10 protein-coding genes are annotated in these 11,132 nt (G+C 63.8%); 7 read left to right on the forward strand and 3 right to left on the reverse strand.

The genetic code is table 11. The features are described from left to right. The first annotated feature begins 42 nt into the window (after positions 1-42). From rpsU to G4Y73_RS01320, 6 genes are all read left to right on the forward strand, one after another. Positions 43-258 carry a 30S ribosomal protein S21 gene (gene rpsU, locus G4Y73_RS01295; protein ID WP_116650542.1) on the forward strand — a complete coding sequence of 72 codons (216 nt, stop codon included), beginning with the start codon at positions 43-45 and terminating at the stop codon, positions 256-258. 38 nt (positions 259-296) lie between these two features. Next, entirely contained in the window at positions 297-743 is a 447-nt protein-coding gene (locus G4Y73_RS01300) for a GatB/YqeY domain-containing protein (RefSeq protein WP_164228614.1), read from the forward strand. Between the two features lie 16 nt (positions 744-759). Next, positions 760-2,490 (forward strand): DNA primase, encoded by a 1,731-nt coding sequence (gene dnaG / locus G4Y73_RS01305; RefSeq protein WP_164228616.1) that lies wholly within the window; start codon positions 760-762, stop codon positions 2,488-2,490. A 17-nt stretch (positions 2,491-2,507) separates the two neighbouring features. Next, entirely contained in the window at positions 2,508-4,373 is a 1,866-nt protein-coding gene (gene rpoD / locus G4Y73_RS01310) for an RNA polymerase sigma factor RpoD (RefSeq protein ID WP_164228618.1), read from the forward strand. A 129-nt stretch (positions 4,374-4,502) separates the two neighbouring features. After that, positions 4,503-5,120 (forward strand): polymer-forming cytoskeletal protein, encoded by a 618-nt coding sequence (locus G4Y73_RS01315; protein ID WP_164228620.1) that lies wholly within the window; start codon positions 4,503-4,505, stop codon positions 5,118-5,120. Positions 5,121-5,136: 16 nt separating this feature from the next. Further along, entirely contained in the window at positions 5,137-5,781 is a 645-nt protein-coding gene (locus tag G4Y73_RS01320) for a hypothetical protein (RefSeq protein WP_164228622.1), read from the forward strand. Between the two features lie 14 nt (positions 5,782-5,795). Here the strand turns inward: G4Y73_RS01320 and G4Y73_RS01325 are convergent, their stop codons facing one another. The 3 genes from G4Y73_RS01325 to G4Y73_RS01335 are packed head-to-tail and all read right to left on the reverse strand — an operon-like array spanning position 5,796 to position 9,246. Then, positions 5,796-6,923 (reverse strand): hypothetical protein, encoded by a 1,128-nt coding sequence (locus G4Y73_RS01325; RefSeq protein WP_164228623.1) that lies wholly within the window; start codon positions 6,921-6,923, stop codon positions 5,796-5,798. Then, on the reverse strand, positions 6,920-7,927 hold the full coding sequence (gene metX / locus G4Y73_RS01330) for a homoserine O-acetyltransferase (protein WP_164228624.1): 1,008 nt from the start codon (positions 7,925-7,927) through the stop codon (positions 6,920-6,922). The genes G4Y73_RS01325 and metX overlap by 4 nt, the downstream gene beginning before the upstream one ends. Continuing rightward, positions 7,924-9,246, reverse strand: a complete 1,323-nt coding sequence (locus tag G4Y73_RS01335; RefSeq protein ID WP_346426810.1) for an O-acetylhomoserine aminocarboxypropyltransferase/cysteine synthase — start codon at positions 9,244-9,246, stop codon at positions 7,924-7,926. The genes metX and G4Y73_RS01335 overlap by 4 nt, the downstream gene beginning before the upstream one ends. Before the next feature lie 388 nt (positions 9,247-9,634). Here G4Y73_RS01335 and G4Y73_RS01340 point away from each other — a divergent pair, with 388 nt between their 5' ends. Beyond that, entirely contained in the window at positions 9,635-11,128 is a 1,494-nt protein-coding gene (locus G4Y73_RS01340; RefSeq protein WP_164228626.1) for a GGDEF domain-containing protein, read from the forward strand. Positions 11,129-11,132 lie beyond the last annotated feature (4 nt).

Below are 11,132 nucleotides of genomic sequence, written 5' to 3' on the forward strand. Positions count from 1 at the left end.
TATAATGGTCAGCTTTCCACAATTCCGGGACAGAGAGAGTTCATGCCCAGCGTAAAGGTCAAGGAAAACGAGCCGTTTGAGTACGCCCTGCGTCGCTTCAAGCGCTCCTGCGAAAAGGCCGGCGTGGTTGCCGAAGCCCGGCGTCGCGAGTTCTACGAGAAGCCGACCCAGGAACGCAAGCGCAAGAAGGCGGCTGCGGTCAAGCGCCACCTGCGCAAGCTTTCGCGCGAGCGCGTCAATCGCAAGCGGCTCTACTAAAGCTCCATTTTACGCCACTTCTCCTCCGGGGAATCGTCGTGTCGCTGAAAGCGCGGATCAATGAAGACGTCAAGCAGGCCATGCGCTCCGGCGACAAGGCACGCCTGAAGATCCTGCGCATGGTGACGGCGGCGATCAAGCAGCGTGAGATCGACGAGCGCATCGAGCTCGACGATGTCCAGGTGCTGGCGGTGGTCGAGAAGATGATCAAGCAGCGTCGCGAATCGGCCGAGCAGTACCGGGCCGGCAACCGTCCCGAGCTGGCCGACGTCGAAGAAGCCGAAATCACGGTGCTGGAAACCTATCTGCCCGAACAGCTCTCCGACGATGAGCTCGCCGAGGCCGTAGACCAGGCCATTGCCGAAGCCGACGCTAGCGACATGAAGGCCATGGGTCAGGTCATGGGCTTGCTCAAGCCCCGCCTGCAGGGCCGGGCCGACATGGGCAAGGTTTCCGGACTGGTCCGCTCGCGACTGGCCGGCTGAGCCACGGGCCCCAGGCGTGCCCGGCCGCATCCCCGAAGACTTCATTGAAACCCTGCTCGAACGCATCGACATCGTCGAGGTGATCGGCGCGCGCGTCGAACTCAAGTCGGCCGGGCGCGGCGAGCACAAGGCCTTGTGCCCGTTTCACGACGAAAAAACCCCCTCGTTTACCGTCAGCACCGACAAGCAGTTCTACCACTGCTTCGGATGCGGCGCCCACGGCACGGCCATCGGTTTCGTCATGGAATACGACGGGCTGGAATTTCCGGCTGCCATCGAGGAACTGGCGCACAGCGCCGGGCTGGAAGTGCCGCGCGAGGCCGGCCAGGCGCCGACCAAGCCAAACGATCGGCTCTACCAGGCCCTGGGTCAGGCGCAGGCCTGGTTCCGGCGCCAGCTCGGCGCTTCCGAGACCGCCCGCGACTACCTGAAAGCGCGCGGCTTCGACAAGGCCACCGTCGATGAATTCGGTATCGGCTACGCGCCGGAAGCCTGGCAGGCCCTGGCCGATCACTTGATTGCCGAGGGCTTCCGGCCGCAGGAGCTCGAGGAAGCCGGCCTGATCACCCGCCGGGATGGCCGGGTGATCGACAAGTTCCGCGACCGGGTCATGTTCCCCATTCACGACCGCCGCGGCCGCGTGATTGCCTTCGGGGGCCGTGCGCTGGCTGAGCGCGGGCCGAAGTACATGAATTCGCCCGAAACGCCGGTGTTCCACAAGGGGCGCGAGCTCTATCGGCTCTACCAGGTGCGCCGCGGCGGCCTGCCGGAACGCCTGCTGGTGGTCGAAGGCTACATGGACGCCGCCGCCCTGCACCAGTTCGGCTTCACCAACGCGGTCGCCACGCTCGGCACGTCGGTCACGGCCGACCACCTGGAGTTGCTGTTTCGCGCCTCGCCGGTGGTGGTGTTCTGCTTCGACGGTGACCGGGCCGGCCGCCAGGCCGCCTGGCGCGGGCTGGAAGCGGCACTACCGGCGATGAAAGCCAATCGCGAGGTGCGATTCCTGTTCCTGCCCGAGGGCGAGGATCCGGACTCGCTGGTCCGCGATCATGGTGCCGAGGCCTTCTCGCAACTGCTCGATCAGGCGCGGCCCCTGTCTGAGTTTTTCTTCGATCACCTGGCCGAGTCGGTCGATATGAGCACACTCGACGGACGTGCCCGGCTGGTGGCCCTGTCCGAGCCCTACCTGGACAAGATGCCCGAAGGGGCGTTCGCCGACATGATGCGCGACGAATTGGTGCGACGCACCGGCCACGGCGGCCGTATCCAGCAGACTGCTCCGCCGACGGCCACAAGGCGCTTGCCGGACGATGGCGAAGACCGCTCGCTTACTCCGGTACAGTACGCCGTGGCCCTGATCGTGCAGCAACCGTCGCTGGCTGCCGACCTGTCGCCGGACGTGTTGGATGGGCCGGCGAGCGTTCGCGGGGTGGATTTTCTGCAGGAATTGATTGACTTTTGCCGTCACAAACCCCAACTTTCTACGGCTAAGCTTCTGGAAACCTGGCGAGACCGTCCCGAGGCGCCCTGGTTGGCGCGTCTGGCTGTACGTAATGTCATCGCCGATCCGGAAGAAATGTCGACGGCATTGACACAAACTCTGGCCAGAATCCGTCGTCAAAGGGTAAAGACCAGAATTCGCGAGCTTCAGCAGGCCCAACTGAACGAAGGGGGGCTCGATGAAGTCCGAACCAGCGAGTTGCGCCGGCTGCTCAGTCTCCGGCTAGACGACAGGCAATTATGACACTCGAAAACCAAGCTATGGACAACGCACCGCGACCCTCTCAGCTCAAGCAGCTGATTCAGAAAGGCCGTGAACAGGGCAACTGGCTGACCTACACCCAGGTCAATGACCACCTGCCGGGCGATATCGTCGATCCTGAACAGATCGAGGATATCGTCAACATGATCAACGACATGGGCATCAAGGTCCTGGAAGAGGAACCCGAAGATGCCGATGACCTGATCCTCAACGACTCGGCCAGCAGCGACGCGGACGATGAAACCGCCCAGCAGGATGCCGAGGCGGCGCTGGCGGCGGTCGAAACCGAGTTGGGGCGAACCACCGATCCGGTGCGCATGTACATGCGCGAGATGGGTTCAGTCTCGTTGCTCACGCGTGAGGACGAGATCGACATCGCCAAGCGCATCGAGGACGGGCTCAACCAGGTCAATCAGGCGCTGGCGCGGTTCCCGGGCACCATCGAGACCCTGATGGAGGAAGTCGAGAGCTGGAAGGAAGGCACCCTGCGCCTCAACGAACTGGTCAGCGGCTTCATCAATCCCACCCTGCTCGCCGAGATGGACCTGATCTCCCAGGACGCGATGGAAGCGGCCGTGGAAGAGGAATCCGAGTACATCGACGAGGACGAAGAGGAAGACGAGGACAAGCCGGCGCCGACGGTCAACACCTTGCCCGACCCCGAGCAGGTGACTCAGTTCTTCGACGAGATGCGCAAGCTGCACGAACATTTCGTCAAGCTGCACGACCGCTATGGCCCGAACAGCCCCAAGGCGTCGGAACTGCGCGAACTGATTGCCGAACAGTTCATGCGCCTGAAGCTGCCGCCGCGTCTGTTCGACTACCTGATCGACCGCATGCGTTTCCAGGTGGCACGCACCCGTGATATCGAGCGCACCATCATGCAGATCTGCGTCGACCGCGCCAGCATGCCGCGCAAGGAATTCATCACCAGCTTCCGCGACAATGCCAGCGATCCGGAGTGGCTGGCCGGCCTGACCCGCCGCCGAACAACCTGGGCCAAGGGGATTCGCGAGCACAAGGAAGAACTGGCCGAACTGCAGGAAAAGCTGGCCCGCTTCGAGCGCGATCAGCGCATTCCGGTCGGCGATCTGCTCGAGCTCAACCGCGCCATGTCCATCGGCGAGGCAAAGGCCCGCCGCGCCAAGAAGGAAATGGTCGAGGCCAACCTGCGCCTGGTCATTTCGATTGCCAAGAAGTACACCAACCGCGGCCTGCAGTTCCTGGACCTGATCCAGGAAGGCAACATCGGCCTGATGAAGGCCGTCGACAAGTTCGAATACCGCCGCGGCTACAAGTTCTCGACCTACGCCACCTGGTGGATTCGCCAGGCGATCACGCGTTCGATCGCCGACCAGGCGCGCACCATCCGCATCCCGGTGCACATGATCGAGACGATCAACAAGCTCAACCGGATTTCCAGGCAGATGCTGCAGGAAATGGGCCGCGAGCCCACGCCGGAAGAACTGGCGGTGCGCATGGAGATGCCCGAGGACAAGGTGCGCAAGGTGCTCAAGATCGCCAAGGAGCCGATCTCGATGGAGACGCCCATTGGCGACGACGAGGATTCGCACCTGGGCGATTTCATCGAGGATGCCAACATCCTCTCGCCGATCGACACGGCCACCACCACCGGCCTGACCGATACGGTGCAGAAGGTGCTCTCGGGACTGACCCCGCGCGAGGCCAAGGTGCTCAGGATGCGCTTCGGCATCGACATGAACACCGACCACACTCTCGAGGAAGTCGGCAAGCAGTTCGACGTCACCCGCGAGCGCATTCGTCAAATAGAGGCCAAGGCGCTCAGAAAGCTGCGCCATCCGACGCGCTCGGAACAGCTCCGGAGTTTCCTCGACCTCGACTGATGTGACGCCCGTCACGAACGGCTCGAGTGACCGCATGCGGCCCGCCATCCCGGCGGGCGCGCTACTTGACCGTTTCGCCTGCGCGGAGTAGCTTGAACAGCCCCCAATCCCCCAAACAGGTAAGCAGGTATGTTCAACAAGCGCGATCAATACGAGTCCGATTCCTCCACCAGCGAACGGTCCGGTTCCGATAACGAGGCGCCCAAGCCGCGTTCAGTGCCGCGCCAGTCCGGCGGTACGGCCATGATCGGTCCGTCAATCCAGGTTGACGGCAAGCTTCGCGGCGACGAGGACGTGGTCATCGAAGGCAAGGTCAAGGGGACCGTCGAACTGAAGAACAACAGTGTGACGATTGGCGGCCAGGGGGATGTTCAGGCCGATGTCTATGCACACTCGATCTTCGTCGACGGTCACATGGACGGCAATCTCTATGCCGCTGAGCAGGTCGTCATCCGCAAGTCGGCCCGGGTGAAGGGCAGCATCACTTCGCCGCGGGTCAGCCTGGAAGACGGCGCGCAATTCAACGGCTCGATCGACATGGACGCGAAAAGCGAGTCCCTGAGCAAGGCATTTGCCGATCGCAAGTCGGGCAAGCCGGCCGAGACCGCGTCTGCCAAGTCGGCCGAGGCCGGTTCCGGCAAGTCCGGAGATGCCGGTTCCGGCAAGAGCCAATCCCGGGATACCGGCTCGGGCAAGTCCGCCAGCGGCAACGGTGCCGGATCGGCGGCGCGGGAACTGAACCTCTAAGCCTCGCTTCTTGCCAATGGACAGCAGCAACGCGGCCCGGCCGCTTGAGGAAAGCGGTCGCGACTCGGTTCGTGCGCCGCTTTTCGCCCTGGCCCTGGAACCGTTCGAGGACGATCGCCGGCGCGTCGTCCTCGATCTGGGCCGGGCGCGCTCGGGAACGATCGAACTGTTCAGCCGATTTCGCTGCCGGCTCGACGTAATCGATCTGCCCGCCAGCCTGGAGCACCTGCCGGATCCTGACGAACCGGCCGAGGTGTCGCGCTGGCTCGACCGCTTGCTGCCGGCCACCGGCGGCGAACGGGTCGATCTGGTGCTGTGCTGGAACCTGCTCAACTATCTCTCGCCCGCGCTGATCGAGGCGCTGGGTGCGCGCCTTGCCGAGCGCAGCGCACCGGGTGCGCGCTTGCACGCCCTGATCGAGTACTCGGCCAAGCAGATGCCCGCCCGGCCGCTGTCCTTTTCGCCCGAGGACGAGGAGATCGGGGCCGATCATCCGCTGGGTACGGCCACGATCGCTGCGCCCCGGTACACGCCCAAGGCGCTCGAGAAGCGCCTGCCGGGATTCAGTTCCGAGCGCACCATGCTGCTGGGCAACGGCATGCAGGAATTTCTCTACCGCCGAAGCAGTGATGATTCATCACCGCCGGAGCAATCGCAGTAGCCGGCCGGCATCGGTCAGCCTTTCCGGGTTAGCAGAAACGCAGCATCGACCAGGTCGGCCAGCACGGCCGTGGCGGTGACGTCCACACCGGCGCCCGGGCCGTGGATATCGATGGCTTCGCCCTCGGCCGACTCGATGCTGATGCGGTTGCCGCTGCCGGCTAGCCCGGCAAATGCGCTGTCTCGTGAGACCTCGACCGGGCCCACCCGGGCCGTTCGGCCGTCGAAGCGGGCCAGGTAGGTCCAGACGCGTTCATCGCGCTGCGCTTCGACGATCTTCTCTCGCCAGCCGGCGTCCTTTTCCCGCAAGGCTTCGATCGTATCGACCTGGCCGGGGAGAGCCGCCGCCCAGGCATCCGGCACGACCGGTTCAAGTTCGACCCGGACCTGGCTCAGGCCGGCCTCGCGCAGCATGATGACGAGCTTGCGCGCCACGTCGCGTCCGGACAGGTCCTCGAGCGGGTCCGGTTCGGTAAAACCGCGATGGCGGGCATCGGCTACGGCTTCCGAAAGGGGCTGTCCGGCCGACAGGCGGGTGAACACATGCGAAAGCGTGCCGGAGACCGCAGCGGTGATGGCTGCGGGTTTCACGCCGGCGCGTCGAAGTCGCTTGAGTGTATCGATGACCGGCAGGCCGGCACCCACGGTGGCCGAGTAATTCAGCGGTGCACGACCCTTTCTCGCGGCCTGCATGATCGAACGGTACAGCTCGGGGTCGCCGGAGAATCCGTGCTTGTTGGGCGTGACCACGCCAATGCCTGCGCGCAGCCATTCGGGGTAGTGCCGGGGAAGCGTTGCGTCGGCGGTGCAGTCGACGATAACGGCCGGCCGCCCGCCGGCAAGCAGTCTCGCGCCCAGTCCGGAGAGCGTGCCCGGGTTTCTGTCCTGTTGATTGACCGAACCATCGCCCACCAGCAGGTGCCGGCTGCGATTGATGCCTTCGCGCAATTGCAGGCCCGGCAGTTCCGGGGCCTCGGTCGTTCGATCCAGGCGCGCAAGCAGCGCCGAACCCACCTGGCCGCTGTGGCCGATGACCGCCACGTCCACATTGCTGGGGGCGGCAACCGGTCGGCGATGACCGGGGCTGGCCTGGAACTCGACGAACGCCGGCGTTCGCGTGCTGTGAATGCGAGTCGTCGTCATGCGGAAGCCTCCTGCAAAGTGGCCTGGCCTGCGGCCTCGCGCCGGAAGCCGCAGATGATCCGGTCAAGCCGGTCCTGTTCGATCAGGAACGCGTCGTGCCCCTGCGTCGCATCCAGCCAGGCCGTTTGCGCATGCGGGATGACCTCGGCCAGTGCCTGCTGATCGCGCGGCGGATAGAGCAGATCCGAGCGGATGCCCACGATCAGCGTGCGGACATCGACGCCGCGGACGGCCTTGCGCCATCCCCAGCGCCCGCGGCCCAGGTCATGGCCGTCCATGGCGTCCATCAATCGCCGGTAGCTGACCGGGTCGAAGCGCTGGCGCAGGGCGCGGCCGTGATGGTCGAGCCACCCCTGGGCGCTGCGTTCGTTGCCGCTATCGGGTCCGAAACGGCCGTCGAGGTTGTCCCAGTGCCGATAACTGAGCATGGCGATCATGCGCGCCAGTTCGAGATCGCCGTGCTCGGCCAGCGCCCGGCGCTGGGCATGGTTGAGGGCGCTGGCCCAGGCTGTTTGCCGGGCCGGGGCAGCGATGACCGCGGCCGACTCGAGCCGGTCGGGATGGGCGACCTGCCATTCCAGTACCTGCATGCCGCCCAGGGACGCCCCGATCACCAGTTTGAGACGCCGAATCCCCAGCGCATCGATCAGCAATCGTTGCACTGCGACCATGTCGCGCACCGACACCTGCGGAAATCGCTCGCCCCAGGGCCGCAATCCGCGCCGGTGTGCCGGCCCGGTCGTGCCACCGCTGCCGCCGAGCGCGTCGGCCGCGACGATGAAGTCGGTGTTCGGGTCCAGGCTGCGACCGGGCCCGAGCAAGCCAGGCCACCAGCGTTCGAGATGACGGTCGCCGGTCAATGCCGGGCAGACCAGCACGGCATTGGCGGCGCCGGCGTCGAGCCGGCCCCAGGTCCGAAACGCAATCTCGAGCCGATCCAGTCGCCCGCCGCCGGTAAGCGGCGGCGGGTTTTCTATGGTGATGACACGATCGTTGCCGTTCATGCCGCGGCTGCCAGTCCGGCCCGTTCGAAGGCGCCGGCAAAGTCGTCGATGATGTCGTCAATATGCTCGATACCCACCGAGACGCGGATCAGCTCACTGGTGACCCCGGCAGCACGGCGTTCTTCCTCGCTCAACTGTTGATGGGTGGTGCTGGCCGGATGGATCACCAGGGTCTTGGCATCCCCCACGTTGGCCAGGTGGCTGGCCAGCTCGACGCTGTCGATGAACTGCCGGCCGGCCGCTTCGCCGCCGCGAATGCCGAAGGTCAGCACCGCGCCGAAGCCGTGCTCGAGATAGCGCTTGGCGCGCTCGTGGGAGGGATGGTTGGGCAGGCCGGGGTAGTTGACCCATTCCACCGCTGGATGCCGTTCAAGCCACTCGGCCAGTGCCTGGGTGTTGTCGACATGGCGCTGCACTCTCAGCGAGAGGGTCTCGAGTCCCTGCAGGAACAAGAAGCTGTTGAAGGGGGCAAGCGCCGGGCCGAGATCGCGCAGGCCCTCGACCCGGGCACGGATGGCGAACGCGATGTTGCCGAAAGGGCTGTCCGGGCCGAAAGCCTCCCAGAAGTTCAGCCCGTGGTAACCCGGCGCCGGTTCGGTAAACAGTGGAAAGCGGCCGTTGCCCCAGTCGAATGTGCCGGCGTCCACGATCACCCCGCCGATGGAGGTGCCGTGACCGCCGATCCACTTGGTGGCCGACTCGACCACGATATCGGCGCCGTGCTCGATCGGCCGGGCCAGGTAGCCGCCGGCACCGAAGGTGTTGTCGATGATCAGCGGCAGCCCTTCGCGCCTGGCCAGGGCCGACAGCCCCTCAAAGTCGGGGATGTGGAAGCCGGGGTTGCCGATGGTCTCTGCGTAGATCGCCCGGGTGTTTTCGTCGATCTGCGCGGCAAAGGCGGCCGGGTCGTCGTCCTCGACCAGTCGAACCTCGATGCCCAGCCGGGGCAGGGTCACCTTGAACTGATTCCAGGTTCCGCCGTAGAGCGCGGAGCCTGCGACGATGTTGTCGCCGGCCCGGGCGAGGGTCGTGATGGCGATCAGCTGCGCGGCCTGGCCCGAGGCCGTGGCAACGGCCGCCACGCCGCCTTCGAGCGCGGCAATGCGCTGCTCGAACACGTCGGTGGTCGGGTTCATGATGCGCGAGTAGATATTGCCGAACTCCTCGAGCGCGAACAGGCGCGCCCCGTGGTCGGCATCGTCGAAGGTATACGAGCTGGTCTGGTAGATCGGCACGGCCCGGGCGTTGGTGCCCGGCGCCGGCTCCTGCCCGGCGTGGACCTGCAGGGTCTCGAATCGTCGTTGCTTGTCGTTGCTCACGGTCTGTCTCCTCGGGTTGCGGTGGGTCGGGCTTGCCGCAGCGGGAGACAGGTGGGGAATTGAACAAAGAAAAACCCGCACCGGCCTGGCCGCTGCGGGTTTTTACGTGATTCGGTGGTTTCGTTAGGTCAGAACACAGCCGTACACGCATCCGCAGCAGAGGCTTGCAGACACATGCACATGCACATCTCGAAGTTGAAGTGGATGGAGTGTTCGGAACTCATGGTGGAAATGTAAGCAGTTTGTGGGTGAGCTGTCAACAACCTTGAAAGAATTCATCCTGTTCGAAACCAGGATTCGGAGCCGCGAGTGCAGCGTGGCCCATCAGAGAAAACGTGTATGCTCCTCAAAGCGACAACCTCACAAAAGACAGAGAATTAAATTGCCAGTGTTCGCTGACCTTCAGTCGCTCCATCGTATTGCCCGCACCAACTATTTCCCCCGGGCAGTGAGTTTCATCGCCGTTTTTATCGGCATTCTGCTGCTCTCGGTTGAGCGCGATCTGGGGACAACGAGCCTGTTGCTGGCCGTGCTTTCATTTCTGATTTATCCGCACCTGGCTTTCCTGCATACGCGTGTGGCTGCTGATTCCAGACGGGCAGAACTGATCAACCTGGCCATTGATCCTGCACTGCTCGGGCTTTGGGCTGCTGCAATGGGCTTCAATTTGTGGCTGACCTTTATGCTGTTCACCGCCACTACCCTCAACAGCGCCGTGGTCGGTGGCGTGGGGCGGATGGCGCTGGCCGCGGGTATTTTCATTCTGGCGGCCCTCTTGTGGGTGCTCTGGGCCGGTTTCGAATTCCAACCCAACTATACGACCTGGTTCGCCATCTACGTTGGAACTCTCTCAGCGGGCTACATGCTGTCGGTGGGACTCATCTTTTACCGTCAGTACAAGCAGTTGAGCGCCGCCCACCAGACCATCAACCGGAACAACGAAATATTCCGATCGCTGCTGGAAGTCGAAACCCTGAGTAGCGAGGCGAATGACATTGCCGATCTGACGGACCGAATGCTCGAGCATTTCGAGCGCGACCATCCTGGCTTTCCTTTCGGCTTGCTGCTTTTCGAGAAACGCCGACCGCGGCAGCTCATTCACGCGGGATTTCGCAATCTCGACAAGCAGCACCAGGACGAGATCGTGCAGGCGCTGGGGGCGAATGGCAAGGGCGATGCGCCATGTACGTTCAGGGCTGGAGACGACCAGATGGTTGTGGTTATCCCAATGGGACATCACCTCGACCAGGCAGCGGGTTACCTGGTGATACGCGATCGGGTCGCATCAGCTTTCTCCGGCGTTATTGACCTTTTCGTAAACCGATTGGCTTCCGCCGTTCAAAACAAACTTCTGATCGAGGAATTGCGAAAGACCTCGGAAACCGATGCGTTGACAGGTCTGTTCAACCGGGGCTATTTCGACGAGCACCTGGCCGCTGCCATCGCCCGAAAGCGACAGTATCCCTCGGCCGACTTTTCCGTCATCGTGTTCGATGTCATTGGGCTAAAAGGCACCAATGACAGGCTCGGCCATCAGGCCGGAGATCAACTCATTTGCACCATTGCTGAACGTTTACGGCACTCTACCCGCGACAGTGATCTGGTGGCCCGGTTTGGGGGCGATGAATTTGTCGTGCTGTGCCCGACCTGTCGTGAGGATGATGTGTGGGACGTTGTTGAACGACTGCAATCGGCAGCGCGCAGTTCGCCCATCGAAATTCAATTGCCGGATGGCCGGTCCTCCGAAATTCCGGCCGAGATCAGCGTTGGAGCGGCTGGGTCCGATTGCCACGAGCCGTCTCAAGTGCTACAGGCCGCCGACCGACGCATGTATGCCGACAAGGCTACTTTCTACGAAGAATCCGACGAAAGTAGATCCTGATCCG

It is taken from the genome of Wenzhouxiangella sp. XN201 (assembly GCF_011008905.1).
Lineage (GTDB): Bacteria > Pseudomonadota > Gammaproteobacteria > Xanthomonadales > Wenzhouxiangellaceae > Wenzhouxiangella.